This is a genomic window from Solimonas fluminis (genome assembly GCF_002930645.1).
Lineage (GTDB): Bacteria > Pseudomonadota > Gammaproteobacteria > Nevskiales > Nevskiaceae > Solimonas_A > Solimonas_A fluminis.
This window is the reverse complement of the sequence record NZ_PSNW01000003.1, coordinates 89,369-115,380: the sequence shown is the minus strand read 5'-3', so window position 1 is coordinate 115,380 and position 26,012 is coordinate 89,369. Positions and strand designations below refer to the sequence as shown.

The following is a 26,012-nucleotide window of genomic DNA, read 5'->3' as shown; positions in this document are numbered from 1 at the left end:
CCAGGCTGCGGTTACTCCGCGGCTATTCCGCGGGCGGCGCGGGCAGGGCGGATTTCCGCGGCAATTCGGGCGGCAGCTCCGGGGGCGCTTCCGCCGCCGGGGGTACCGGTTCCGGCCTCAGTTCCGGCGGCGGGATCGCGATGCCCTCCACTTCCTGCAGCACCGGCACCGCCCGCTCCTGCACCAGGGTCAGCGCGCGGATGCGGTTCTCCACGACGCGCCGCTGCGCCTGGGCGCGCGCGATCTTCAGGCGGCTGCCGGCCAGGTAGAGCTTCTGCTCCAGTTCGCCGTCGCCGGCCGCCAGCGATGCGGCGGCGGCATCGATGGCGCGGTCGGCCTCCACCATCGCGACCGGTGCCAGGCCGCCGAGCTGGGGGTCTCTTTCCAGCTGCTCCAGTTCCGCCCGCAGCGCCTCGAGCTCCGGGCTGGTCCGGGGGGCGGAGGCGCAGGCCGCCAGCAGCAGGGGCAACAGGATCGCGGCAAGGCGGCGCATCAGCGCGTCTCCGCCGCGGCAGGCAGCACTTGCTGCAGCCGTGCCTGCGCCTTGGCCAGGTCGGCCAGGGCAATGGAGAGTTCCGCGTCGGCACGGGCCTGCTCGGCGAGCCGGCGGGCCCGCGGGTAGTCCAGGGCCTGCAGGGCGGCGCGGGCCTGGTCGAGCTTGCCGCGGGCGCTCGACAGCGGGCCCTGAGCGTCCGGCGCGGCGACCCCGGTGCCGGCCTTGCCTACCGCCACCTCGGCGGCTTCCATCGCTTCGTCGGGACGCAGGGGCTGGCTGCTGCAGGCGGCCAGGAGAAGCATCCCCAGGCAGGCCAGGGCGGGCGGACGGAAAGGGCGGGCATTCATGGGGCGCAATTCTTGATCCGGCACGAGAAGTGGCGCAAGCCGCGCCCTCGGCGAGGCCGGCTAGAATCCGGATCGGCGAGAGCGCCGTATCCTGCCAAAACCACCGGAATCCCATGACCGCCCTGCACACCGCCGCCACCGGATTGGCCTGCGTCTTCGTCTTCATCAGCCTCGCCTGGGTGGTGCAGTGGCGCACCGCCAACGCCGGCATCGTCGATGCCGTGTGGTCCTGGAGCCTCGGCTTCCTGGGATTGCTGTACGCGCTGCTGGGGCCGGCACCGGAACCGCAGCGCCTGCTGCTCGGCCTGATGGCCGCACTCTGGGGCCTGCGCCTGGGCCTGCACCTGTTCCTGCGCAACCACGGCAAGCCCGAGGACCGGCGCTACCGGAAGTTCCGCGACGAGTGGGGCGCGCAGGCCAACCGCAACATGTTCTTCTTCTTCCACTTCCAGACGCTGTTCGCGATGCTGTTGTCGGCCGCCTTCCTGGTCGCCGCCTACAACCCGCAGCCGCTGGCATCGCCCTGGCTGCTGCTGGCCGCGGCGATCTGGCTGGTCTCGGTGCTCGGCGAGGGCATCGCGGACCGCCAGATGGAGCGCTTCCGCGGCAATCCCGCCAACCGCGGGCAGGTCTGCCGCGAGGGCCTGTGGCGCTGGTCGCGTCACCCCAACTACTTCTTCGAGTGCCTGCACTGGCTGGCCTATCTCCCGCTGGCCCTGGGTTCCGCCTGGTGGCCCGCGGCGCTTGTGTCGCCCCTGGTGATGTGGTTCCTGCTGATGAGGATGTCGGGCATCCCGATCCTGGAGCGGCACATGGCCGCATCCAAGCCGGGCTATGCCGAGTACATGCGCACGACCAGCGCGCTGATTCCCTGGCCGCCGAAGCGGTAACTCCAAGACACGACACAGAGGAATGATCCCGGGCATGAACCTGATCGAACTGACCGAGCGCGGCATTTTTCCGGACGTCCTGGTCCGGGCCGGCATGCGCAAGCTGATCTCCCAGCGGCTCACCGACCCGGAGAGCGTGGACGGCGAGAAGCGCTCGCGCCGCTACAACCAGTGGCTGGATGAATTGCGTGCCAGTCCCATCGCCATCGAGACCCGGGCCGCCAACCAGCAGCACTACGAGGTGCCGGCGGATTTCTTCAAGCTGCACCTGGGCCCTCGCCTGAAGTATTCCTGCGCGCTCTATCCCGAGGGCGGCGAGAGCCTGGGCCAGGCCGAGGAGAAGATGCTGGCGCTCTACGCCGAGCGCGCGGGCCTCGAGGACGGCATGCGCATCCTGGACCTGGGCTGCGGCTGGGGCTCCCTCTCGCTGTGGCTGGCGGAGAAGTATCCCGCCGCGCAGATCGTCGGCCTGTCCAACTCCCATGGCCAGCGCGAGTTCATCGAGAAGCGGGCGAAGGAGCGCGGGCTGGACAACGTCCGCATCCTCACCGGCAATGTCGTGGAGTTCGATTTTCCGGCCAACGGCATCGACTCCGGTTTCGACCGCGTGATGTCGATCGAGATGTTCGAGCACATGCGCAACTACGGCCTGCTGCTGGCCAAGGTCTCGCGCTGGCTGAAGCCCCAGGGCAAGCTGTTCGTGCACATCTTCGCGCACAAGCTGCTGAGCTATCCCTACGAGGTCAGGGACGATACCGACTGGATGACGCAGCACTTCTTCCTGGGCGGCATCATGCCCTCGGAGAACCTGCTCCTGAACTTCCAGGACCACCTGAAGGTGGAGCGGCAATGGTGGGTTTCGGGCCAGCACTACGAGAAGACCTCCAACCACTGGCTCGCCGGCATGGACGCGGCGAAGCGGCAGATCATGCCGGTGTTCGAGAAGGCCTACGGCAGCGATGCGGGCATCTGGTTCCAGCGCTGGCGCATGTTCTACATGGCCGTGGCCGAGTTCTTCGGCTACGCCGACGGCAACGAGTGGGGCGTGGCCCACTACCTGTTCGCGCCGAGGAGCTGAGATGCCCCGCTACACCGGCCCGGTCTCCGACCACTTCGACGGCGAGCGCTTCCACAACGGCACGCCCTTCGGCAAGACGGCGGCGGAGCTGCTGCGCTGGCGGCTGTCGCGCAAGCGCGGCCAGTGGGAGCGCGATCTCAGCCCTCACGATCAGCCGCGGCCGCCGGAGCGGGTGGGCGAGGGCGGCTTGCGGGCCACCTGGATCAACCAGGCGACCGTGCTGCTGCAGGCCGACGGTCTCAACCTGCTGACGGACCCCGTATGGTCGGATCGCGTCAGCCCGGTGCAGTGGGCCGGGCCGCGGCGCTATCGTGCCCCCGGGATTCCCTTCGGCGACCTGCCACGCGTCGACGTGGTGGTGATCAGCCACAACCACTACGACCACATGGATGCCGGCACGCTGCGGCGCCTGTGGCGCGAGCACGATCCGGTCTTCGTCACCGCCCTGGGCGATGCGCACCACCTGCGCGGCTGGGGCCTGGAGAAGGTGGTGGAGCTCGACTGGGGCCAGTCCTGGACCCTGCCCAATGGCCGCCCGCTCACCGCGGCCCGCGCGCAGCACTGGAGCGGGCGCGCCGGCCACGACGCCAACCGGACCCTGTGGATGGCTTGCGTGATCGGAACGGCCGGTGGGCCGGTGTACTTCGCCGGCGACAGCGGCTACGGCGCACATTTCGCCGAGGCGCGCCGCCGCCACGGGGCGATGCGCCTGTCGCTGCTGCCGATCGGCGCCTACCTGCCGCGCTGGTTCATGGCCTACCAGCACATGGATCCTGCCGAGGCCGTGAGGGCGCATCTCGATCTCGGGTCCGCCTTCAGCCTGGGCATCCACTACGGCAGCTTCGAGCTGGCCGACGACGGGCAGCACCAGGCCGTGGACGACCTGCACCAGGCCCTGGACGCACAGGGGCTGCCGCGTGAACGGTTTCACGCCGCCGCTTTTGGCAGGGGCTATGATGTTCCTGCACTCGCCGCAGGTTCCCACCGATGAAGATGACGCTCGCCGTGCTGCTGATGCTGCTGGGGACGGCCGCGCAGGCCGAAGTCCAGCGCTTCTACGGCCACGCCTATGACCTGAAGAGCGGCGCCTATCTCTACACCGAGGTGCACGCGCAGAACATCGAGGGCGAACGCTGGCTCGGCGGCACGATCGACTACTTCGGCCCGCGGGGCGAGAAGCTGGGCCACAAGACGCTGGACTTCCGCAACGACGAGTTCGTGCCGGTGTTCCGTCTCGACATGGCCTACGGCTACATGGAGGCGATCACCGAGAACCGCCAGGCGGTGACCATGGAGCGCCGCGAGCGCGCGGGCGGCCGGACCGAGTCCGAGACCATCGGCAAGGCCTCGCCGATGTGCGCCGACTCCGGCTTCCACAGCTGCCTGCGGACGCATTTCGCCGAACTGCAGGCGGGCAAGACGGTGAAGTTCACGCTGGCGGTGGCCGGCAGTCTCGACAGCTTCCGCTTCCGGGCCGCCAAGGCCGGCGAAACCCAGTGGCAGGGCATCCGGGCGGTGCTGATCAAGGTGGAGCCGGATTCCCTGCTGCGCCTGCTGGCCGGCCCGCTGGAGCTGGTCTACGAGCCCGGCCAGCGCCGCCTGCTGGAATTCCGGGGCATTTCCAACATCCACAACCCGCGCTCCGGCAAGCCCTACGACGTGAGGATCATCTACCCGGACAAGGCTCCGGCCGACGCTCCCTCGCCGCTGCCGCCCCTGGGCGGCTGAAGCGCGGCGGGGGCATTGGGGCAGACGGGGGCGGGTGAACCCCCTACAATCCGCGCTTTCGCCTGCCGCTGTCCGCGTCATGACCACCCTGCCCGAAACCACCGCCCGACTGCTGATCACCTGCCCGGACCGCCCGGGCATCGTCTCGGCGGTGACCACCTTCCTGTACCACCACGGCCTCAACATCACCGAGCTGGACCAGCACTCCAGCGATCCCAGCGGCGGCAAATTCTTCATGCGCCTGGAATTCCAGACGCCGAGCATGGACGTCTCGCGGCCGGCGCTGGCGCAGGCCTTCGGCGAGGTGGTGGCCAAGCGCTTCGAGATGGACTGGCGCCTGAGCTTTGCCGCCGACAAGCCGCGCATGGCGCTGCTGGTGTCCAGGCACGACCATGCCCTGCTGGAACTGCTGTGGCGCTGGCAGCGCGGCGAGCTGCGTGCCGACATCCCGATGGTGATCTCCAACCACCCGGACCTGCGCGAGAGCGTGGAGCGCTTCGGCGTGCGCTTCGAGCACGTGGCCATCGATGCGGCCACGCATGCCGAGGCCGAGGCCAAAATGCTGGCCCTGCTGGCCGGCCAGACCGACCTGATCGTGCTGGCGCGCTACATGCGCATCCTCAGCGGCGAGTTCGTGGCCCACTATCCCAGCCGCATCATCAACATCCACCACTCCTTCCTGCCGGCCTTCGTCGGCGCCGATCCCTACCAGCAGGCGCAGCTGCGCGGCGTGAAGATCATCGGCGCCACCGCGCACTACGTGACCGCGGACCTGGACCAGGGGCCGATCATCGAGCAGGACGTGGTGCGCGTGTCGCATCGCGACGAGCTGGTTGACCTGAAGAACCTCGGCCGCGACCTCGAGCGGCAGGTGCTGGCCCGCGCCGTGCGCTGGCATATCGAGGATCGCGTCATCGTGGACGGCAACAAGACCGTGGTCTTCTCCTGATCGAGCGCGGCAACGAAAAAGGCCGGCGCATGCGCCGGCCTTTTTCGTTGAACTCCTGGGGATTCAGAAGGAATCGCCCGGCACGCGCACCGTGCCTTCCATCAGCACGCGGGCCGAGCGCGACATGATGGCCTTCTTCACCACCCACTGCCCGTTCTCCTGGACGGCGGCCGCGCCCACGCGCAGGGTGCCGGAGGGGTGGCCGAAGCGCACCGCCTCGCGGGCGCCGCCGCCGGCCGCCAGGTTCACCAGCGTGCCGGGGATGGCCGCGGCCGTGCCGATGGCCACGGCGGCCGTGCCCATCATGGCGTGGTGCAGCTTGCCCATGGACAGCGCGCGCACGTTGAGGTCCACGTCCCTGGCGTCCACCTGCTTGCCGCTCGAGGACTTGTAGCTGGCCGGCGGCGCCACGAAGGCGACCTTGGGCGTGTGCTGGCGCTTGGCGGCCTCGCTGACGTCCTTGATCAGGCCCATGCGCAGGGCGCCGTAGGCGCGGATGGTCTCGAACTTCAGCAGCGCCGCGGGATCGGTGTTGACCGCCTCGCGCAGCTCGGTGCCGGTGTAGCCGATCTCGGCGGCGTTGATGAACACGGTGGGGATGCCGGCATTGATCATCGTCGCCTTGAGCGTGCCGATGCTGGGCACCTCCAGGTCGTCCACCAGGTTGCCGGTGGGGAACATCGAGCCGCCCTCGTCGCCTTCCTCGGCCGGATCGAGGAACTCGATCTGCACCTCGGCCGCCGGGAAGGTCACGCCGTCCAGCTCGAAGTCGCCGGTCTCCTGGACCTGGCCGTTGGTGATCGGCACGTGGGCGATGATGGTCTTGTTGATCTGCGTCTGCCAGATGCGCACGACGCAGACACCGTCCTTCGGGACGCGCGAAGCGTCCACCAGGCCGTTGCTGATCGCGAACGAGCCCACCGCGGCGGTCAGGTTGCCGCAGTTGCCCGACCAGTCCACGAAGGCCTTGTCGATCGACACCTGGCCGAACATGTAGTCGACGTCATGATCCGGCTTGCTGCTCTTGGCCAGGATCACGGTCTTGGAGGTCGAGGAGGTAGCGCCGCCCATGCCGTCGATCTGCGCGCCGTAGGGATCGGGGCTGCCGATCACGCGCAGCAGCAGCTTGTCGCGGGCCTCGCCGGCTACCTGGGCGCGCTCCGGCAGGTCCTGCAGGCGGAAGAACACGCCCTTGCTGGTGCCGCCGCGCATGTAGGTGGCGGGAATCTTGATCTGGGGTACGTGAGCCATTTTGTTTCCTTGAGTTCCCCCTCCCGCCTGCGGGAGAGGGGGTTTGCTTGCCGGAGAGTGGCATCAAGTCACTCTCCGGCCCTGGCAAAACCCGGGAGAGGGTGCTGTAAAGCCTTCAAGCGCTACAGAACCCTCTCCCCCAACCCCTCTCCCGCAAGCGGGAGAGGGGACCCGATACCGCTTACGCCGCCTTGTTCGACGCCAGGAAGTCCTGCGCAAACCGCTGCAGCACGCCGCCGGCCTGGTAGACCGACACTTCTTCGTCGGAGTCCAGGCGGCAGGTCATCGGCACTTCCAGCTTCTCGCCGTTCCTGCGCGTGATGACCAGGGTCAGCGTCGTGCGCGGCGCCAGCTGGCCGACCACGTCGTAGGTCTCGGTGCCGTCGATGCCCAGGGTCAGGCGGGTGGTGCCCGGCTTGAACTCCAGCGGCAGCACGCCCATGCCGATCAGGTTGGTGCGGTGGATGCGCTCGAAGCCCTCGGCCGCGATCACCTCCACGCCGGCGAGGCGCACGCCCTTGGCGGCCCAGTCACGCGAGGAGCCCTGGCCGTAGTCGGCACCGGCCACGATGATCAGCGGCTGCTTGCGGTTCATGTAGGTCTCGATGGCTTCCCACATGCGCATGATCTTGCCTTCCGGCTCCACGCGCGCCAGCGAACCCTTCTTGACCTTGCCATCCACCACCACCATCTCGTTGACCAGCTGCGGATTGGCGAAGGTGGCGCGCTGCGCGGTGAGGTGGTCGCCGCGGTGCGTGGCGTAGGAATTGAAGTCCTCCTCCGGCAGGCCCATCTTGTGCAGGTACTCGCCGGCGGCGCTGTCCATCAGGATGGCGTTGGAAGGCGAGAGGTGGTCCGTGGTGATGTTGTCCGGCAGCACGGCCAGCGGACGCAGGCCCTTGAGCGTGCGCTCGCCGGCCAGCGCGCCTTCCCAGTACGGCGGGCGGCGGATGTAGGTGCTCTGCGGGCGCCAGTCGTACTGCGGCTTGGTCTTGTTGTCCTCGACGATCTTGAAGTTGAACATCGGCTCGTAGACCTGGCGGAAGTGCTCCGGCTTCACGCTCTTGGCGATGACGGCGTCGATCTCCGCGTCGCTCGGCCAGATGTCCTTCAGGCGGATTTCCCGGCCGTCCTGGTCCTTGCCCAGCACGTCCTTCTCGATGTCGAAGCGGATGGTGCCGGCGATGGCGTAGGCCACGACCAGCGGCGGCGAGGCCAGGAAGGCCTGCTTGGCGTAGGGGTGGATGCGGCCGTCGAAGTTGCGGTTGCCCGACAGCACGGCGGTCGCGTACAGGTCGCGGTCGATGATTTCCTGCTGGATCTTCGGATCCAGCGCGCCGGACATGCCGTTGCAGGTGGTGCAGGCGAAGGCCACGATGCCGAAGCCGAGCTGCTCCAGGTCGCCGAGCAGGTTGGCCTCCTTCAGGTACAGCTCCACGGCCTTGGAGCCGGGAGCGAGCGAGGACTTGACCCAGGGCTTGCGCGCCAGGCCGGCCTTCACCGCGTTGCGCGCCAGCAGGCCGGCGGCGATGACGTTGCGCGGGTTGGAGGTGTTGGTGCAGCTGGTGATGGCGGCGATGATCACGCCGCCGTCCGGGATCAGGCCCTTGGCCTCCTCGGCGCGGGCGGCCTGCAGCTTGTCGTGGGTAGCGATCTCGCGCTCGCCCAGCGCGCTGACCGGCAGGCGCTTGTGCGGGTTGGACGGGCCGGCCAGGTTGCGCACCACGGTGGAGAGGTCGAACTTCAGCACGCGCTCGTACTGCGCGGTCTTGAGGTCGTCCGCCCACAGGCCGGCGGCCTTGGCGTAGGTTTCCACCAGCTTCACCTGCGCGGCCTCGCGGCCGGTCAGGGTCAGGTAGTCCAGCGTCTGCTGGTCGATGTAGAACATCGCCGCGGTGGCGCCGTACTCCGGGCACATGTTGGAGATGGTGGCGCGGTCGCCGATGGTCAGTGCCGAGGCGCCCTCGCCGAAGAACTCGAGATACGCGCCGACGACCTTCTCCTTGCGCAGGAACTCGGTCAGGGCCAGCACCACGTCGGTGGCGGTGATGTTCGGCTGCGGACGGCCGGTCAGCTCCACGCCGACGATGTCCGGCAGGCGCATCCAGGAGGCGCGGCCCAGCATGACGTTCTCGGCTTCCAGGCCGCCGACGCCGATGGCGATGACACCGAGGGCGTCCACGTGCGGCGTGTGCGAGTCGGTGCCGACGCAGGTGTCCGGGAAGGCGACGCCGTCCTGGGTGTAGATCACCGGCGACATCCGCTCCAGGTTGATCTGGTGCATGATGCCGTTGCCCGCCGGGATCACGTCGACGTTCTTGAACGCCAGCTTGGTCCAGTCGATGAAGTGGAAGCGATCGTCGTTGCGGCGATCCTCGATCGCACGGTTCTTGGCGAAGGCATCCTTCTCGAAGCCGCCATGCTCCACGGCCAGCGAATGGTCCACGATCAGCTGCACCGGCACCACCGGGTTGACCTTGGCCGGGTCGCCGCCCTGGTCGGCGATCGCGTCGCGCAGGCCGGCGAGGTCCACCAGCGCGGTCTGGCCGAGGATGTCGTGGCAGACCACGCGCACCGGGAACCAGGGGAAGTCGAGATCGCGCTTGCGCTCGATCAGCTGGCCCAGGTAGGCGTTGATCTTCTCGGGCTCGCCCTTGCGCACGAGGTTCTCGGCGTGGACGCGGGCGGTGTAGGGCAGGGTGGCGTAGGCGCCGGGCTTGATTGCATCGACGGCGGCGCGCGCGTCGTAGAAATCGAGCTTCGTGCCGGGGAGGTTCTTGCGGAAGGCAGTATTCATGGAGCGACTCGAAAATTGGCGGCGGCTAATTCTTCGCGCTGACTCGTAACGCTAGGATCCCCGCGCTTGCGCGCGGGGGCCCTCCACGCTACTCGCAGCTTTACTTCCGGTCCTTGATCGGGACGAACTTCAGGTCCTCGGGGCCGACGTAGTTCGCCGACGGGCGGATGATCTTGCCGTCGATGCGCTGCTCGATGATGTGCGCGCTCCAGCCGGAGGTGCGGGCGATCACGAACAGCGGGGTGAACATGTCGGTGGGCACGCCCATCACGTGGTAGCTGACGGCGGAGAACCAGTCCAGGTTCGGGAACATCTTCTTGATGTCCCACATCACCGTCTCCAGGCGTTCGGCGATGTCGAACATCTTCATGCTGCCGGCTTCCCTGGACAGGTCGCGCGCCACTTCCTTGATCACCTTGTTGCGCGGATCGGCGATGGTGTAGACCGGGTGGCCGAAGCCGATGACGACTTCCTTCTTCTCGACGCGGGCCTTGATGTCGGCTTCCGCCTCATCCGGGTTGTCGTAGCGCTTCTGGATCTCGAAGGCCACTTCGTTGGCGCCGCCGTGCTTCGGACCGCGCAGGGCGCCGATGCCGCCGCAGATCGCGGAGTAGATGTCGGAGCCGGTGCCGGCGACGACGCGGGTGGTGAAGGTGGAGGCGTTGAACTCGTGCTCGGCGTACAGCACCAGCGAGGTGTGCATGGCCTTGACCCAGCTTTCCGGCGGCTTGGTGCCGTGCAGCAGGTGCAGGAAGTGGCCGCCGATGGAGTCGTCGTCGGTCTCGACGTCGATCACCTTGCCGTTGTAGGCGTAGTGGTACCAGTACAGCAGCATCGAGCCCAGGCTGGCCATCAGCTTGTCGGCGATGTCGCGGGCGCCCGGGTGGTTGTGATCGTCCTTCTCCGGCTTGACGCAGCCGAGCACGGACACGCCGGTGCGCATCACGTCCATCGGGTGGGCGGAGGGCGGCAACTGCTCGAGCGCGGTCTTCACGGCGGCCGGCAGGCCGCGCAGCGACTTCAGCTTGGCCTTGTAGGCAGCCAGTTCGGCGACGGTCGGCAGCTTGCCGTGCACCAGCAGGTGGGCGATCTCTTCGAATTCGCACTGGGCGGCGACATCGAGGATGTCGTAGCCGCGGTAGTGCAGGTCGTTGCCGGAACGGCCGACCGTGCAGAGGGCGGTGTTGCCGGCGGCGGTGCCGGACAGCGCGACGGACTTCTTGGGCTTGAACGTCGGGGCGGTAGGTTCGCTCATGGTTCTCTCCTGGGAAATGGGGGAAGCGTCTTACTTCTTCTTGGCGGCAAAGAGGGCGTCGAGCTTGTTCTCGAACGCGTGATAACCGATGCGGTCGTACAGTTCCGCGCGCGTCTGCATCAGGTCGATCACGTCCTTCTGGTGGCCGTTCTGGCGGATCGAAGTGTAGACCGCCTCGGCGGCCTTGTTGGCGGCGCGGAAGGCCGACAGCGGGTACAGCTGGATGCCGACGCCGACCGAGGCCAGCTCCTCGCGGGTGAACAGCGGGGTGGCGCCGAACTCGGTGATGTTGGCCAGTACCGGCACCTTCAGCGCATCGACGAACTTCTTGTAGGTGGGCAGGTCGTAGGCGGCCTCGGCGAAGATCGCGTCGGCGCCGGCCTCGACGCAGGCGATGGCGCGCTCGATGGCGGCATCCACGCCCTCGGCCTGGATCGCATCGGTGCGGGCGATCAGGAAGAAGTTCGGGTCGGTGCGCGCGTCGGCGGCGGCCTTCACGCGGTCGGTCATCTCGCCCTGGGTCACGATCTCCTTGCCCGGACGGTGGCCGCAGCGCTTGGCGCCGACCTGGTCCTCGATATGGCAGGCGGCGGCGCCGGCCTTGATCAGGCTCTTGATGGTGCGCTCGATGTTGAAGGCCGAGGGGCCGAAGCCGGTGTCGATGTCGACCAGCAGCGGCAGGTCGCAGACGTCGGTGATGCGGCGCGTGTCGGTCAGCACGTCGTCCATGGTGTTGATGCCCAGGTCCGGCAGGCCGAGGCTGCCCGCGGCGACGCCGCCGCCCGACAGGTAGATGGCCTTGAAGCCGGCGCGCTTGGCCAGCAGGGCATGGTTGGCGTTGATGGCGCCGATCACCTGCAGCGGCTTTTCGGCGGCAATGGCGGCGCGGAAGTTGGCGCCGGCGGAAAACGTCATGGGGTTGCTCCTCGGTTGGCGGGGACAGGCGGCGATTCGTACCCAAGAGCTGTGCCAGCCCGGAGTGACGCTACAACAACATGAAATAAAAAGAATTTTTCACTTCGCATGGGGGATGCTTGCGTTGCATCCTGTGGGGTCGTGTGTTTCATGAAACAAATGAAACGCAAAATGAAACATAATGCGCGGCATGCAGACCAGCGACGCCCCGCTTCCCACGATCTGGACCGTCAGCGTCACCCGCCTGTCGAGCCTGATGCGCGAGGTGACCCCGGACTTCGACGGCCGGGCCCATATCGAGACCATCGACCTCGGCTTCGAGGAGGCGGTCACGCACATCCGCGAGCGCCTGCGTAGCGAAGACTGCGACGTGGTGCTGTCCGCCGGCTCCAACGGCGAGTACCTGCGCAACCGCATCGACAAGCCCATCGTGCTGGTGCGTCCCGACGGCTTCGACCTGATGCAGGCCCTGACCCGCGCGCGGCGCCATTCGGACCGCATCGGCGTGGTGACCTACGGCGCGCCGCTGCCGGCCTTCACCGCCTTCAAGCAGCAGTTCGGCCTGGAGATCGAGCAGCGCTCCTATACCAACACCGAGGAGGCGAGGGACCTCGTCGCCGAGCTGATCTCGATGGGTTGCGGCGCCATCGTCGGCACCGGCTACGTCTCCGAACTGGCCGACCGATCCGGTGTCGCCGGCATCCTGATGTACTCGCCGGACGCGATCCGGCGCGCCTTCGAGCAGGCGATCGATCTCGCGCGCATGCTGTCGGCGGCCCGCGCCGGCCCGCGGCGCGACCCGGCGGTGGCGCCGGACTCGCGCTACAGCCTGCGCCGCCTGATCGGCAACAGCGAATCCATGGTCGCCCTGCGCGACCAGGTGCGCCTCTACGGTGCCAGCGACCGCACCGTGCTGATCAGCGGCGAGACCGGCACGGGCAAGGAGCTGGTGGCGCAGGCCCTTCACGGGGCCAGCCCGCGCCGCGCGGCGCCCTTCGTCGCGGTCAACTGCGGCGCCATCGCCGAGTCGCTGCTGGAGTCCGAGCTGTTCGGCTACGCCGACGGCGCCTTCACCGGCTCGCGCCGCGGCGGCCGCGTCGGCCTGATCGAGGCCGCCAATGGCGGCACCCTGTTCCTCGACGAGATCGGCGAGATGCCGCTGCCGCTGCAGACGCGCCTGCTGCGCGTGCTGGAGGAGCGCGAGGTGCTGCGCGTGGGCAGTGTGCGCCCCACGCCGGTGGATGTTCGCGTGATCGCCGCCACGCACCGTGAACTGGACGGCCTGGTGGCCGAAGGGCGCTTCCGCCGCGATCTCTACTACCGGCTCAACGTGCTGCGCCTGGCGCTGGCGCCGCTGCGCGAGCATGCCGAGGACGTGCCGCTGCTGCTGATGGGCTTCCTGCGCGCGGCCGGGGCCGGCGCCATGGTGATCGACGAGCCGGCGCGCGCGCTGCTGCTGGGGCATTCCTGGCCGGGCAACGTGCGCGAGCTGCGCAACCTGGCCGAGCGCATCGCCGTGCTGGTGCCGGCACAGTCGCCGCTGTCGGCGCTGACGCGGCCCTTGTTGCTGCGCTACGCGCCGGAGTTGGCGGGGACGGTGGCGCCGGCGGTTGCGGAAGCCTTGCCGGCGCCCAGGGGGCGGCAGCGGCCGGATGCGGCGGCGATCGGGCGGGCCTTGCAGGCTGCGGGTGGAGACCGGGCGAAGGCGGCAGAGATGCTGGGGGTTTCGCGGACGACGCTTTGGCGTTGGCTTAGCGCGGGTTGATTGCGCGCCCTGCCGGAGCGGCCGTTGGCCGCGACAGGGAGGCCTCATGATCACCGGCGTGTCGCGGCCAACGGCCGCTCCTGCAAGGCGGGTGCTACCACCTCAGAAGAGCAGCACCCCAGGTCATCCCGCCACCCACTGCTTCAAGAAGTACCGTCTGGCCGCGCTGGATGCGTCCGTCGCGCACCGCCGTGTCCAGTGCCAGCGGCACCGACGCTGCCGACGTATTGCCCTGGCGCTCCAGCGTGGTGACGATGCGGTCGGTCGGCATGCCCAGCTTCTCGGCGGTGGCCATGATGATGCGGATGTTGGCCTGGTGGGGCACCAGCCAGTCGATGTCCTTGCCCTCGATGCCGTTGGCGGCCAGGGTTTCCTTGCAGATTTCGTCCAGCGCTTTCACTGCGAAGCGGAACACCGCCTGGCCGTCCATCTGCACGAAGGCATGGCCGCCGATCTCGCCGTTGTCGACGAAGCCGGGGACCTGGAGGATGTGCGACTGCGAGCCGTCGGCCTTCAGGTGGGTGGACAGGATGCCGTGCTCCGGATCGGGCTTGAGCACCACCGCGCCGGCGCCGTCGCCGAACAGCACGCAGGTGCGGCGGTCGCTCCAGTCCAGCAGGCGCGAGAACTTCTCGGCCCCCACCACCAGCGCGCACTTCGACTGGCCGCTGTTGACGAACTTGTCGGCCGTGGCCAGGGCGTAGACGAAGCCGGTGCAGACCGCCTGCACGTCGAAGGCCGCGCAGCTGCGCGCGCCCAGCTTGGCCTGCAGCAGGCAGGCGGTGGACGGGAAGATCATGTCCGGCGTGGTGGTGGCCACGATGATCAGGTCGAGGTCGGCGGCGGTGACGCCCGCCATCTCCATGGCCTGCCTGGCGGCCTGCAGCGCCAGGTCGGAAGTGTGCTCGTTCTCGGCGGCGACGTGGCGGCTGCGGATGCCGGTGCGCTGGAAGATCCACTCGTCGGTGGTGTCGATGCGGCTCTCGAGCTCCTGGTTGCTGAGGCTCTGGGCGGGCAGGTAGCTGCCGGTGCCGACGATCCGTGAACGCATGTACCGCTCCTGCGAGGAAGAGGGGGAGGGGCGGGCATCTTAACCGAGGCGCCATTCGGGTACGCCACCCAAGGGGACTAAATCCACCGCTGCTACACTCGCCGCCTCCCGGAGGAGCCGCATGGAACTGATCAAGGCCTACAAGAACGAGGAATTCCTGATGAGCGAGGAGGCGCGGGCCATCCGCATCCTCGCCGAGTACATGGAGCCGGCCCGGCGCTTCAAGAAGCTGGGCATCCGCAACGCGGTGATCTTCTTCGGCTCCGCCCGCACCCGCGCGAAGCCGGACCTGGGGCGGGACTTCTACACCGAGGCCGCGGATTTCGCCGAGAAGCTGGCGCGCTGGACCACGGAATCGCACGGCCAGGGCGAGCGCTACTACGTCTGCACCGGCGGCGGTCCCGGCATCATGGAGGCCGCCCACGAGGGCGCCGCCCGGGTAGACCGCAGCCTCAACATCGGCCTGGGCATCTCGCTGCCCTTCGAGCAGCACGGCAACCCGCACGTGGAGTTCGCGCAGGCGCTGGAGTTCCACTACTTCTTCATGCGCAAGTTCTGGTTCATGAACCTGGCCCGGGCCGCGGTGATCTTCCCGGGCGGCTTCGGCACGATGGACGAACTGTTCGAGCTGCTGACGCTGACCCAGACCGGCAAGTCGGCACCGATGCCGATCGTGCTCTACGGCCGCGAGTTCTGGGAGGACCTGTTCGACTTCCGCCTGCTGGCGGATCGCAAGCTGATCAGCGAGAAGGACCTGGAACTGTTCCGCATCTGCGACAGCATCGACGAGGCGATGGGATACCTCGTGCCGGAACTCGAGAAGTACCACTCGCCGGGGACGGCATAGGCGCGGGAGCGTCGAGGCTGCCGAACGCCCGGCCATGATGGCCGGGCCGGGCTTGAGGGCTTGCTGAAGTCTTGCCGCGGACGGTGCCATCCCTGCGCCATGGCCATTCCGTCCATGGTCCGGCCGGCTCACCACCCACGGCCGTGCCGCGGTTCGATGGCGGCCTTATCGGCGCCGGCGGGGTTCGTCGAAGTCCGGATCTTCGTCGATCGCCCGGCGCAGGGCGCGTTCTTCCTTGAACTTCTCGACGTCGCGCCAGTCGCGCAGTTTCGACTGCGCCTGCGCATTGCGAGCGTTCTCCGCGCTGGAGACGTCTTCGTCAACGCCCTCGGCCTCGTCCACGAACTCGTCGTAGCTCTTGGGGGCTTCAGGCTGCTGTTGGGCTTTCTTCGGCTTGCGCGGCATCGATGCTTTGACCTCAGTAAAACTCGCGTCAAAATCGGGAGGCGTATTTATCAAGCTTTTTTTCGCGAGGGAAGCCCCCTGCAAAAGCGCTTGCCGATCATCGGCTTGGCGAGGCAGTTTTAGCGCCCCCCGCATTCGTTGCGCAAGCATCCAGGATCCGCCATGACCCGCATCCACCAGCAGTCGCTGAGCTTCGGCACCCGCGGCCGCGGCTTCACCGAGATCAGCGGCGAGGTGGCCGGCGTGGCGCGCAGCGCTGGCATCGCCATGGGGCTCTGCCACGTCTTCCTGCGCCACACCTCGGCGTCGGTGTGCATCACCGAGAACGCGGCGCCGGCGGTGCGGGTGGACCTGGAGCGCTGGATGGGCGACGCGGTGCCGGACGGCGATCCGCGCTTCGAACATGACGAGGAAGGTCCTGACGACATGCCGGCGCATGTGCGCAACCTGCTGGGCGGGCATGAGCTGACCATCCCCGTGCGCGACGGCCGGCTGGCGCTGGGGACCTGGCAGGGCATCTACCTCTGGGAGCACCGCCGCCAGGGGCAGCGGCGCGAACTCGTGGTCACCGTGCTGGGCGCCTGAGGCCGGGCTGCTGCGCTGGCGTTTTGGCGTCGAGTTGCTAGAATACGCCCCCTTCACGGGGCGATAGCTCAGCTGGGAGAGCGCCGCGTTCGCAATGCGGAGGTCGAGGGTTCGATCCCCTTTCGCTCCACCAAGACCCGGGAAAGGAAAAGCCAGGCTCGCGCCTGGCTTTTTTCTTTTGTCTGGCCCTGCCCGAATCCTTCAGTGCAGGGAATAGCGCTGGCGCATGCCGCGCAGGTCCTGGTGATGGCGGCGCAGGCTCTCGTACTGGCGCTGCACCAGGGCATGCATCTCCTGCGGCATGTCCACGCCCAGCGCGTGCTCGTAGCGCCGTTCCGCGTCATGCTCGAAGCGCTCCACCTCGTCCAGGATCGCGCCCTCGTCGCGGCCCAGCGCCAGCGCTTTCAGGTGCAGCCAGCCGCGGCCCAGGCTGGACGCCGTGGTGCCGATCTCCTCGGGCCTGCCGCCCATTGACCGCACCGCGGCCTGCAGTTCCGTGGCGGCATGGGCGCTGTCGCGCGCGCAGTCCTTCAGCAGTTCCTTGAGTTCGGCGTGATAGGCCTCCTCGGAGGCGGCACGGAAGCCGCGCTCGGTATCCAGCGAGGTCTCGATCAGCTCGTTGAAGGCGGTGATGGTATCCAGGTCGGTCATGGTCGCTCCTTCCTCTCGCAGCTCGGGACCGGGGTCCCGGGGCGCCGGAGGAGTCCTGACCACGGGCTCGCCGCCGGCGGTTTTCTTCGCACGCCAAAGATGCGCCGAAAAATCCCATGCGTAAACAGGCCCTTGGGTAGCATCTTCAGATAAGGGAAAACCTTACAATCGGGCTCGGATGGATTTTCAATCCAGACCAGTATGATTTCTCTACATTACTGATTTAAAAAGATTAAATTGCCGTCGGTCCCTTGACGTCTGCCGTTCGTAGGCTGCGACAGTTTCCCGTCGCGGGCTGATGTAAGTATTCACTTACACACCCCGTGTACCAGGAGACAGCGGTATGAACAGGTTCCAGATTGCAGCGGCCGGCGTCATGGCCATGGCCGGCGCGGCCCCCGCCGTGGCGGCGACGGTTACCGGCAATTTCCAGGCGCAGATCACCATCCAGAACACCTGCGCGCTGACGACGGCGCCGACCAATCTCAACTTCGGCCCGCAGGGCGTGCTGGTCGCCAACGTCGACACCACCTCGACGATCAAGGTCACCTGCACCACCGGCGCCGACTTCGACCTCGGCCTGGACGCGGGCGCCAACGAGTCCGCGGCCAACAACGTCAACACCCGCCGCATGACCGACGGCTCTTCCCACTACGTCAGCTACAACATGTACAGCGACAGCGGCCGCAACACGGTCTGGGGCGAGGCGGTGGATACCAACACCGTCGGCAGCACCGGCACCGGCACGGAGCAGTCCTTCACCGTCTATGGCCGCGTGCCGGCACAGACAACGCCCCCGGCGGGCAGCTATGCTGACACGGTGGTGGTGACGGTCACCTACTGAGGGCGTACCGCTTCCGCCTTCAGGGGAGGGGGCCGATGCCAAGGGGATACCGGGTGTTGTCGAGCGGGCTGGCGGCTGCCGCCAGCCTGCTGGCCGCCACGGCGGCAGGGGCTGCCGGCCTCAGCGTGACCCCGATATCGCTGGAATTCTCCCGTGCCGCGCCGGCGCAGGCGCTGTGGCTGAGCAATACCGGCGACCAGAAGATCGATGCGCAGCTGCGCGCCTTCGCCTGGACCCAGGAGGGAGGCAAGGACCAGTTGCTGCCGACCCGCGACCTGGTGCTGAGTCCGCCGATGATCGCGCTGCAGCCGGGCCAGAAGCAGCTGGTGCGCGTGATCCGCGCCGCATCCCCCGGCACGGCGGAGGGCAGCTACCGCATCCTGGTGGACGAACTTCCCGACCCGGCGAAGCCGCAGCAGGGCCTGCACTTCGTCATGCAGTTCTCGATTCCCGCCTTTGCCGACACGGCGCCTTCCACGGCCCCGGCGCTGGAATGGCGGGTGGAGCGGCAGGGCGACAAGCTGACGTTGATCACCGACAACAAGGGGGCGCGGCGTGCCAAGGTCACCGACATCGAACTGCTCGACGGCCAGGGCCGCAACCTGCTCCGGCGTCCCGGCCTGCTGGGCTACGTGCTGGCCGGCGCCAGCTGCCGCTGGCCGCTGAAGCTGGATGCAGCCGCCCTCGCCACCACCGAGGTCCGGGCCAGGATCGATGGCACCCCGGAGCGCTATCCGCTGCGCCTGGCCGCTGGTGTTCGCTAGCCTGCTGCTGTCCGCGGCCGGCGCCGCGCCAGCCCTGGAGGCGGATACCCCCAACATCGGCCTGCTGCGCGGCCCGGGCATGGCCGGCAGCCAGATGGATCTCTACCTGGAGGTCTGGCTCAACGGCGTCGGCACGCAGCGCGTGCTGCACGTGGCGATGACGGCCGACGGCCGCTACCACGTCTGGCCGGAAAACCTCCGCGATGCCGGCATCCGCACCGATGGCCTGCCGCAGGACCGCTACCTCGACCTCGCCTCGATCCCCGGCCTGGACTATGCCGTGGACATGCCCAACCAGAGGCTCGACTTCACCGCCGCCGGAGCCCGCATCGGCCGAGCCACGCAGCGTCTCAACCTCGAACCCGCCGCGAGCCATCCGGCGCGCGTCACTCCCGGCGCCCTGCTCAACTACGATCTCTATGGCAACGCCGGCGAGGGCGGCACGCGCAGCTTCAGCGCGCTGACCGAACTGCGCGGCTTCGGCGGCTGGGGCCTGTTCAGCAGCACCGGCCTCTCTGCTTTCGGCAGCGAACGCCAGGACGAACCCTACATCCGCCTCGATACCACCTGGAGCGCCTCCTTCCAGGACCGCCTGGCCACGCTCAATCTCGGTGACTTCGCCGGCGGCAGCCTCGGCTGGACCCGCGCCACGCGCATGGGCGGCGTGCAGCTGCGGCGCAATTTCGCCCTGCAGCCCGGACTCATCACCTATCCGCTCCCGGCTTTCTTCGGCCAGGCGACCCTGCCGTCCAGCGTGGAGCTGTATGTCAACGGCATGCGCCAGTACGAGGGCGAGGTGGCCCCGGGGCCGTTCCAGCTGTTCGCGGTGCCCGGCGTCAACGGCGCCGGGCAGGCCCAGGTCGTCGTGACGGATGCGCTGGGGCGGCGCAATGCCATCAGCTTCCCGTTCTACAGCAGCAGCCAGTTGCTGGGGGCCGGCCTCAGCGACTGGTCGCTCGAAGCCGGCGCGGTGCGCCGCGAATATGGCCTGCGTTCCTTCCGCTACGGCGATGTGCCAGCGGCCAGCGGCAGCCTGCGCCACGGCTGGCGCGAGTGGCTGACCCTGGAGGGCCATGCCGAGGCCGGGGAGGGGCTGGTGCTCGGCGGTCTCGGTGCCGTGCTGCGCCTGGGCAGCGCCGGCGTGGTCAACGCCGCCTATGCGGCCAGTGGCGGCGACGCGGCGGGCGGCCTCGCCAGCCTGGGCTACAGCTGGGTGCAGCCGCGTTTCAACCTCGGCTTCGGCATCAACGAGGCCTTCGACGACTACCGCGACATCGCCGGCGTCGAGGGCGAGGCGCCGCCGCGGCGCAGCGCGCAGGCGGTGGCCGGCCTGCAGTTCGGCCCCGCGGGCAGCGTCTCGCTGAACTACAGCCGCCTCGACACCGACGAGGAGGGACGCCAGCACTATGCCGGTGTCGGCTATAGCCTGGGCCTGCCGCGCGGCGCCAGCCTGTTCGCCAACGCGACGCGCAACCTCGACGATGCCGACGACCTCTCGCTGTTCGCCGGACTGGTCTGGAACTTCAGCTCGCGGACCTTCCTCAGCGCCAACCTGCAGCGCAGCCGGGGACGGGACCTGTACGGCGCCGACCTCGCCAGCACGCCCCCGGTGGATGGCGGCGCCGGCTGGAGCCTGCGTACCCGCCAGGGCGGCGGCGTCCAGGACTGGCAGGCCGAGGGTTCCTACCGCGGCGACCATGGCCAGGTCGTCGCGGGGCTCGGCTCGGTCGATACCGTGGAGGCTGCCTATGCCAGCTATTCCGGCGGCCTGTTGTGGATGGACCGCGACGTCTTCGCCGGCCGCCGCGTCGACGATGCCTTCGTGCTGGTTTCCAGCAGCGGGGTTCCCGGCGTGCCGGTCTACCTGGAGAACCGCCCCATCGGCCGCACCGACGCGCAGGGGCACTACCTGCTGGGCAATCTCAATGCCTGGCAGTCCAACCGCGTCTCCATCGACGCCCTGGAGCTGCCGGCACAGCTGCAGGCGGCGGCGGTGGAGGGGCGGGTGGTGCCGCGCGACCGCGCCGGCGTGCTGCTCGACTTCGGCCTGCGCGAGGTGCGCGCGGCGGTGCTGACGCTGACCGATGCGCAAGGCCAGCCGCTGCCGCTGGGCAGCCGGGTGCGGCTGCAGGGCGGCGCGTCCGCACCGCAGATGCTGGGCTACGACGGGCAGGTGTACCTGGAGGGCCTTTCGGCCGACAACCGCATCAGCGTCGTGACGCCGCAGGGCGAGGCCTGCGAGATCCGCTTCGCCTGGACGGCGCAGGCCGTCGGTATCCCGGCGCTGGGTCCCTTCACCTGCCGGGGGGAGCCGCCATGAGGCGCCTCGCGGTCCTGCTGCTGCTCCTGCTGGGGCTGGGCGCGCGGCCGGCGCAGGCCTCCACCAGCTGCTCGGCCAGCCTGTCCGACATCAACTTCGGTCCGGTCAGCCCCTTCGGCGGCAACGTCGACGTGACGGCGACGCTGAACTACAGCTGCACCATCACCAGCATCCTGTCTTCCTCGCGCGTGCGCCTGTGCTTCAGCATCGGCGCGGGCGCGCAGGGCGCTGGCAACTTCAACCCGCGGCAGATGACCAGCGGCGCCAATCCGTTGTACTTCAACCTCTACAAGGATTCCGGCCGCAGCCTGATCTGGGGCACGCGCTCCAACAGCTACGGCGCCGTGGAGACGACCATGGAGATCGGCGCGCTGCTCGGCAGCGCCAGCGCCAGCGGCAGCTTCACGGTCTACGGCCGCGTGCCCGCCGGGCAGACCACCGCGGTGCCGGGCAGCTATTCCAATGCCTTCAGCGGCAGTCACACCGAGCTGGTCTACCAGTACAACGAATTCCTGCTGGGCCTGCTGGGCTACCCGGCCAGCTGCGCCAGCGGCGGCAACGGCAGCGGCTCCGGCAGCTTCGCCTTCACCGCGCAGGCGCAGGCCACGGCGCAGTGCGATCCCAGCTTCACGGTGGAGAACATCGATTTCGGCACCCGGGGCCTGCTGGTCTCCAACTACGACACCACCGCCATCGTGAAGCCGCGCTGCACCAACACCACGCCCTACCAGCTGGGCCTCAACAACGGCCTCAACGCCTCCGGCTCGACGCGGCGCATGAAGAGCGCCGCCGGCAACCATGTGAGCTACGAGCTCTACCGCGACAGCGGCTACAGCCAGCGCTGGGGCAACACCCAGGGGTCGGACACCGTGGCCGGCACCGGCACCGGCAGCGCGCAGAACGTCACCATCTATGGCCGGGTGGCGCCGCAGCCGACACCCCGGGCCGGGGCCTACAGCGATACCGTTACGGTCACGATCTACTACTAGGGCCCGTTGCCGCGCCCGCCGTCGTGCCCCGCGAAAGCCCACCCTGGCAAGGCGGGCGTGGGGGGATATAATTCGACCCCTGGGTCCGCGAGGCGGACCTTTTGCCGTTGTGGAGAAGGAAGATGTCGCAGCTCGATCGCCAGCTGTTCAACGAGGTGATGGTTCCCAACTACGCCCCCGCGGAGATCATCCCCGTGCGCGGCGAAGGCTCGCGCATCTGGGACCAGCAGGGCCGCGACTACCTGGACCTGGCCTGCGGCATCGCCGTGACCGGCCTGGGCCACTGCCATCCGCTGCTGGTCAAGGCCATTGCCGAGCAGTCGCAGAAGCTCTGGCACATCTCCAACGTCATGACCAACGAGCCGGCGCTGAAGCTGGCGAAGCGGCTCACCGAGCTGACCTTCGCCGAGCGCGTGTTCTTCTGCAACAGCGGTTCCGAGGCCAACGAGGCGGCCTTCAAGCTGGCGCGGCGCTGGGGCAACAACCAGAGCCCGGAGAAGAACGAGATCATCTCGTTCTACAACGGCTTCCACGGCCGCACGCTGTTCACGGTGAGCGTGGGCGGGCAGGAGAAGTACACCAAGGGCTTCGAGCCGCTGCCGGGCAACATCACGCACCTGCCGTACAACGACCTGGAAACGCTGGCGGACCACATCAGCGACAAGACCTGCGCCGTGGTGCTGGAGCCGGTTCAGGGGGAGGGCGGCGTGACGCCGGCCACCGAGGCCTTTCTCAAGGGCGTCCGCGCCCTGTGCGAGAAGCACCATGCACTGATGATCTTCGACGAGGTGCAGACCGGCAATGGCCGCAGCGGCGCGCTGTTCGCGTACATGGAGATGGGCGTGACCCCGGACATCCTGACCACGGCCAAGGGCCTCGGCGGCGGCTTCCCGGTGGGCGCCATGCTGACCACGGCGAAGCTGGCCGAGACGCTGGCCTTCGGCACGCACGGCTCGACCTACGGCGGCAATCCGCTGGCCTGCGCCGTGGCCGGCGCGGCGCTGGAGGAGATCGCGCGGCCCGAGACCCTGGCCAACGTGCGGGCCCGCGGCGTGCAGCTGCGCCAGGGCCTGGAGCAGATCGGCCGCCGCTACGGCCTGTTCGGCGAGGTGCGCGGCCTGGGGCTGCTGCTGGGCGCGCCGCTGGCGGAAGCCTGGAAGGGCCGCGCCAAGGACGTGGTCAGCGCCGGCCTGAAGCAGGGTGTATGGCTGCTGGTGGCCGGCCCGGACGTGCTGCGCTTCGCGCCGGCCCTGAACATCTCCGAGGCCGACCTGGCCGAGGCGCTGCGCCGCCTCGACGCGGCCTGCGCGGAGCTCGCCGGCTCGGCTGGAGCCGCGGTGGCCTGAACGCACAGCCGCGGGAACGGACGGGGGAGCGGCTTGCCGTTCCCCCGTTTTCGTTTCAGCGGGCGATCGGCAGCAGGGCGCGCTGGCCCTGGTGCTCGAAGACGATGCCGTCCGGCGTGATCTCGGCCAGGCGCGGGCCCTCGGCCAGTGCCTCGCCTTCCCGGTAGCGGCGCGAGCCGACCATCACCCAGCGTTTGGCGGGATTGTCGTCATAGACGTGGACTTCCACCGTGAGCGGGGGGAAGGAGGCGCGCCAGGCCGGGGGCATGTCGCGCACCAGCGGCAGGACGGCTTCCTCCTCCGCCTCCGGCTCCTCGACGGCCTCGGGTTCCGCCTGGGCGGTGGCCGGCGTGCCTGCCGCCGGTCGGGGCTCGATGGCGGCGGGCTCGGCCATGGGCGAGCCGGGCAGGTCCTCCTCGGCCGGCGGCAATGCAGGCTCCGGCGGGGCGAGGTCGTCGAAGCTGCTGACCGCGTCCCCGGGCAGGGCCGCGGCGGCCGCAGGCGCCGGCGCGGGCGCCGGCTGGGCCGGGACCTCGGCGGTGGCCGGCAGGTTGGCGGCGCGGCGGTACTTCCAGGCCAGCGCCGCGAGCGTGGCGATCAGCAGCAGCGCGGCCAGCGCCAGCAGGGCGGGCCACAGCGGGCGCCGGGCCGGACGGTGCAGGGCCGAAGGTTGCGTGACCGCCTGCATCGAAGGCGGCTGGCCGAGGTTGCGTTCGCGCTCGGCCTTGCGCAGGGCGTCGAGGATGTAGCTCATCGGGGGTTCCCCAGCAGCGTCGGGGTGGAGGGCTGGCCGTCGCCCAGCGCGATCAGCGTGCGGGTGTTCAGCACGCCGTCCACCGGCAGTCCGCGCTGGTGCTGGAACTGCCGCAGCGCATCCTCCAGCTTGCGTCCGAAGTAGGTGTTCACCTCCGGCGGGATGGCGATGCCGTCGAGCTCCGCCAGGCGCTCCCAGACCAGGGGCACCGCGGGGCTGCGGTCGCCGGGGCGCAGCGGGGCCTCCGCGGTGTCGCGGCGCCACAGCAGCAGGAAGTCGCCGCTCCAGAGCGTGTCGAGTTCGCTCAGCGCCACCCGCACCACGCCGAAGGGTGTATCGAAGCCGGCATGCGTCGTCGTGAGTTCGCGCAGCAGCACATGCTGCTCGCCCTGCGGCAGCTTCAGCACCAGGATCGCGGGCCGGTTGATCTGGCCCAGGTCCGACCAGCTGCCGTTGCTGCGGTAGCACTCCAGCCGGTCGCGGCTCAGGGCCTCGCAGGGGTTGCCCCCGCGCGGCAGGCGCAGCTGGGCGCCCCACAGGCGCACCAGCTGGCCCATCAGGTCCGGCAGCGGCTGGGGCATGCGCAGCAGCTGCTCCATCTGGCTGGCCGGCAGGGCGGGAGGGGCGGCGGGGGACGCAGCCCCTGGCGCCGCCGGGGGCGCGCCGGCGGGAGCCACGGCGGGGGCCGGCGCGGCAGCGGCCGGGGCTTCCGCCTGCAGGCGCGGAGCGATGACGAAGGTATAGAGGAAGGCCAGCGTGCAGACCGCCAGGGCGACGGCGCTGAGCGTCTCGATGCTGGCCCAGCGCCGCGGCGCGCCGGGGTCGAAGGTGGTCGGCAACTCGCCGATGGCCTCGCGCGCGGCATGCCTGATCATTTCCGGGGTGATGCGGCGCTGGCCCTGGGAGTAGGCCCCGAGCAGGGCGCGGTCGCAGACGATGTTGATCAGGCGCGGGATGCCGCGGGCGTAGCGGTGCACCTGCTGGCAGGCGGCCGGAGTGAAGATTTCCGTCTCGGCCCCGGCGACCCGCAGGCGGTGCTGGATGTACTCGGTGGTTTCGGCCGCGCTCAGCGGGGTCAGGTGGAAGCGGGCGGTGATGCGCTGCGCCAGCTGGCGCAGGTCCGGGCGCGCCAGCAGCTCGGACAGCTCCGGCTGGCCGATCAGCATGATGCGCAGCAGCTTGTCCTTGGTGGTCTCGAGGTTGGTTAGCAGGCGGACCTGCTCCAGCACCTCCGGCCGCAGGTTCTGCGCCTCGTCGATGATCAGGACGGTGCGGCGCCCCTCGGCATGGCTCTTCAGCAAGTGGCTGTTGAGGGCGTCGACCAGGGTCTTGAGCGTGACCGGGGCCTGGTAGCCGACGTGCAGTTCATCGCAGATCGACTGCACGAACTCCATCTCGGACTGCCGCGGATTGTGCACCATGGCCACGTCGACATCGGCCAGGCGCTGATCCAGCAGCGTCCGCACGATCGTGGTCTTGCCGGTGCCGACCTCGCCGGTGAGCTGCACGAAGCCGCCATGCTGGCCGGTGCCGTACAGCAGATGCCCCAGCGCCTCCTGGTGGCGCGGCGACATATAGAGATAGGCGGGATCCGGGGTGATGGCGAATGGCATCTCCCGGAGATGGAAGAACTGGGTATACACAGTTTGGGATCTTTGCGACCGGTCCTTGGACCGGTTCGAGTATAGCGGATGGCTTACAGCCGCTTTGACCGGGGCGGCGCTACAATATGCGGACCCCGGCGCCAGGGATAAAGTCACGCGCCGGCCCCCAGACGTCGCCTGACCGTGCCAAGACGCCTTTGTAGCTCAGTGGATAGAGCGACCGCCTCCTAAGCGGTAGGTCGCAGGTTCGATTCCTGCCAAGGGCACCACACTGGTGCGCACTTTGCACGCTACTTTCACTTGTTGCCTGACTTTCTTGTTTTGATTGATTTTCTGGGATAGCATCGGGCTGACTTTTACCTCGAGCCGCGGGGGACGCGG

24 protein-coding genes and 2 tRNA genes are annotated in these 26,012 nt (G+C 68.9%); 15 read left to right on the top strand and 11 right to left on the bottom strand.

Features of this window, described 5'->3' with window-relative positions; translation table 11 throughout:
* Window positions 1-22: 22 nt before the first annotated feature.
* Both C3942_RS06880 and C3942_RS06875 read right to left on the bottom strand, forming a co-directional pair.
* Entirely contained in the window at window positions 23-493 is a 471-nt protein-coding gene (locus tag C3942_RS06880; protein WP_104229644.1) for a DUF4398 domain-containing protein, read from the bottom strand.
* Window positions 493-843 carry a DUF4398 domain-containing protein gene (locus C3942_RS06875; protein WP_104229643.1) on the bottom strand — a complete coding sequence of 117 codons (351 nt, stop codon included), beginning with the start codon at window positions 841-843 and terminating at the stop codon, window positions 493-495. The genes C3942_RS06880 and C3942_RS06875 overlap by 1 nt, the downstream gene beginning before the upstream one ends.
* A gap of 113 nt (window positions 844-956) precedes the next feature.
* Here C3942_RS06875 and C3942_RS06870 point away from each other — a divergent pair, with 113 nt between their 5' ends.
* The 5 genes from C3942_RS06870 (at window position 957) to purU (ending at window position 5,488) form a co-directional block, all read left to right on the top strand.
* A complete protein-coding gene (locus C3942_RS06870; protein WP_104229642.1) occupies window positions 957-1,733 on the top strand; it encodes a DUF1295 domain-containing protein in 777 nt (258 codons plus the stop codon).
* Window positions 1,734-1,767: 34 nt separating this feature from the next.
* Window positions 1,768-2,811, top strand: coding sequence for an SAM-dependent methyltransferase (locus C3942_RS06865; protein ID WP_104229641.1), 1,044 nt, complete (start codon window positions 1,768-1,770; stop codon window positions 2,809-2,811).
* 1 nt (window position 2,812) lies between these two features.
* Window positions 2,813-3,802, top strand: coding sequence for an MBL fold metallo-hydrolase (locus C3942_RS06860; protein WP_165797358.1), 990 nt, complete (start codon window positions 2,813-2,815; stop codon window positions 3,800-3,802).
* Window positions 3,799-4,539: a hypothetical protein gene (locus C3942_RS06855; RefSeq protein ID WP_104229639.1), complete on the top strand. Its 741-nt coding sequence runs from the start codon at window positions 3,799-3,801 to the stop codon at window positions 4,537-4,539. The genes C3942_RS06860 and C3942_RS06855 overlap by 4 nt, the downstream gene beginning before the upstream one ends.
* A gap of 79 nt (window positions 4,540-4,618) precedes the next feature.
* Window positions 4,619-5,488 carry a formyltetrahydrofolate deformylase gene (gene purU, locus C3942_RS06850; RefSeq protein WP_104229638.1) on the top strand — a complete coding sequence of 290 codons (870 nt, stop codon included), beginning with the start codon at window positions 4,619-4,621 and terminating at the stop codon, window positions 5,486-5,488.
* Window positions 5,489-5,551: 63 nt separating this feature from the next.
* Here purU and prpF read toward each other — a convergent pair whose 3' ends face one another.
* The 4 genes from prpF to prpB form a co-directional block, all read right to left on the bottom strand.
* Window positions 5,552-6,739, bottom strand: a complete 1,188-nt coding sequence (gene prpF / locus C3942_RS06845) for a 2-methylaconitate cis-trans isomerase PrpF (RefSeq protein ID WP_104229637.1) — start codon at window positions 6,737-6,739, stop codon at window positions 5,552-5,554.
* 181 nt (window positions 6,740-6,920) lie between these two features.
* Complete coding sequence (gene acnD / locus C3942_RS06840) at window positions 6,921-9,536, bottom strand: Fe/S-dependent 2-methylisocitrate dehydratase AcnD (RefSeq protein ID WP_104229636.1); 2,616 nt, start codon at window positions 9,534-9,536, stop codon at window positions 6,921-6,923.
* Between the two features lie 100 nt (window positions 9,537-9,636).
* The gene (gene prpC, locus C3942_RS06835; RefSeq protein ID WP_104229635.1) at window positions 9,637-10,791 is read right to left on the bottom strand and encodes a bifunctional 2-methylcitrate synthase/citrate synthase; all 1,155 of its coding nucleotides are present in this window, start codon (window positions 10,789-10,791) and stop codon (window positions 9,637-9,639) included.
* Window positions 10,792-10,821: 30 nt separating this feature from the next.
* Window positions 10,822-11,706 (bottom strand): methylisocitrate lyase, encoded by an 885-nt coding sequence (prpB, locus tag C3942_RS06830; protein ID WP_104229634.1) that lies wholly within the window; start codon window positions 11,704-11,706, stop codon window positions 10,822-10,824.
* 190 nt (window positions 11,707-11,896) lie between these two features.
* On the opposite strand from prpB, the gene prpR reads away from it, so the two are divergent.
* Window positions 11,897-13,471 (top strand): propionate catabolism operon regulatory protein PrpR, encoded by a 1,575-nt coding sequence (gene prpR / locus C3942_RS06825; RefSeq protein ID WP_243393534.1) that lies wholly within the window; start codon window positions 11,897-11,899, stop codon window positions 13,469-13,471.
* Between the two features lie 94 nt (window positions 13,472-13,565).
* On the opposite strand, the gene C3942_RS06820 is transcribed toward prpR, so the two are convergent.
* Entirely contained in the window at window positions 13,566-14,522 is a 957-nt protein-coding gene (locus C3942_RS06820) for a beta-ketoacyl-ACP synthase III (RefSeq protein WP_104229632.1), read from the bottom strand.
* Between the two features lie 121 nt (window positions 14,523-14,643).
* Here C3942_RS06820 and C3942_RS06815 point away from each other — a divergent pair, with 121 nt between their 5' ends.
* Window positions 14,644-15,369 (top strand): LOG family protein, encoded by a 726-nt coding sequence (locus C3942_RS06815; RefSeq protein ID WP_104229631.1) that lies wholly within the window; start codon window positions 14,644-14,646, stop codon window positions 15,367-15,369.
* A 165-nt stretch (window positions 15,370-15,534) separates the two neighbouring features.
* On the opposite strand, the gene C3942_RS21990 is transcribed toward C3942_RS06815, so the two are convergent.
* Window positions 15,535-15,924, bottom strand: a complete 390-nt coding sequence (locus C3942_RS21990; RefSeq protein ID WP_133164248.1) for a hypothetical protein — start codon at window positions 15,922-15,924, stop codon at window positions 15,535-15,537.
* A 12-nt stretch (window positions 15,925-15,936) separates the two neighbouring features.
* Between C3942_RS21990 and C3942_RS06805 the strand changes: the two genes are divergently transcribed.
* Both C3942_RS06805 and C3942_RS06800 read left to right on the top strand, forming a co-directional pair.
* Entirely contained in the window at window positions 15,937-16,359 is a 423-nt protein-coding gene (locus tag C3942_RS06805) for a secondary thiamine-phosphate synthase enzyme YjbQ (RefSeq protein ID WP_104229629.1), read from the top strand.
* Between the two features lie 57 nt (window positions 16,360-16,416).
* Window positions 16,417-16,492, top strand: a tRNA-Ala gene (locus tag C3942_RS06800).
* 68 nt (window positions 16,493-16,560) lie between these two features.
* Here the strand turns inward: C3942_RS06800 and C3942_RS06795 are convergent.
* On the bottom strand, window positions 16,561-17,010 hold the full coding sequence (locus C3942_RS06795) for a PA2169 family four-helix-bundle protein (RefSeq protein ID WP_104229628.1): 450 nt from the start codon (window positions 17,008-17,010) through the stop codon (window positions 16,561-16,563).
* Window positions 17,011-17,353: 343 nt separating this feature from the next.
* On the opposite strand from C3942_RS06795, the gene C3942_RS06790 reads away from it, so the two are divergent.
* The 5 genes from C3942_RS06790 to C3942_RS06770 all read left to right on the top strand — a co-directional run bounded on the left by C3942_RS06790 (window position 17,354) and on the right by C3942_RS06770 (window position 23,273).
* Window positions 17,354-17,854 carry a Csu type fimbrial protein gene (locus tag C3942_RS06790; RefSeq protein WP_104229627.1) on the top strand — a complete coding sequence of 167 codons (501 nt, stop codon included), beginning with the start codon at window positions 17,354-17,356 and terminating at the stop codon, window positions 17,852-17,854.
* Between the two features lie 35 nt (window positions 17,855-17,889).
* Entirely contained in the window at window positions 17,890-18,618 is a 729-nt protein-coding gene (locus C3942_RS06785) for a fimbrial biogenesis chaperone (RefSeq protein ID WP_104229626.1), read from the top strand.
* The gene (locus C3942_RS06780; protein ID WP_165797357.1) at window positions 18,569-20,938 is read left to right on the top strand and encodes a fimbria/pilus outer membrane usher protein; all 2,370 of its coding nucleotides are present in this window, start codon (window positions 18,569-18,571) and stop codon (window positions 20,936-20,938) included. Before C3942_RS06785 ends, C3942_RS06780 begins: the two co-directional genes overlap by 50 nt.
* Window positions 20,935-21,927, top strand: a complete 993-nt coding sequence (locus C3942_RS06775; protein ID WP_104229624.1) for a Csu type fimbrial protein — start codon at window positions 20,935-20,937, stop codon at window positions 21,925-21,927. Before C3942_RS06780 ends, C3942_RS06775 begins: the two co-directional genes overlap by 4 nt.
* A gap of 122 nt (window positions 21,928-22,049) precedes the next feature.
* Window positions 22,050-23,273 carry an acetylornithine/succinyldiaminopimelate transaminase gene (locus C3942_RS06770; protein WP_104229623.1) on the top strand — a complete coding sequence of 408 codons (1,224 nt, stop codon included), beginning with the start codon at window positions 22,050-22,052 and terminating at the stop codon, window positions 23,271-23,273.
* 55 nt (window positions 23,274-23,328) lie between these two features.
* On the opposite strand, the gene C3942_RS06765 is transcribed toward C3942_RS06770, so the two are convergent.
* Both C3942_RS06765 and C3942_RS06760 read right to left on the bottom strand, forming a co-directional pair.
* Entirely contained in the window at window positions 23,329-24,027 is a 699-nt protein-coding gene (locus tag C3942_RS06765) for a general secretion pathway protein GspB (RefSeq protein ID WP_104229622.1), read from the bottom strand.
* Window positions 24,024-25,640, bottom strand: a complete 1,617-nt coding sequence (locus tag C3942_RS06760; protein ID WP_243393533.1) for an ExeA family protein — start codon at window positions 25,638-25,640, stop codon at window positions 24,024-24,026. Before C3942_RS06760 ends, C3942_RS06765 begins: the two co-directional genes overlap by 4 nt.
* A gap of 184 nt (window positions 25,641-25,824) precedes the next feature.
* Here C3942_RS06760 and C3942_RS06755 point away from each other — a divergent pair.
* Window positions 25,825-25,900: transfer RNA gene (locus C3942_RS06755), tRNA-Arg, on the top strand.
* Window positions 25,901-26,012 lie beyond the last annotated feature (112 nt).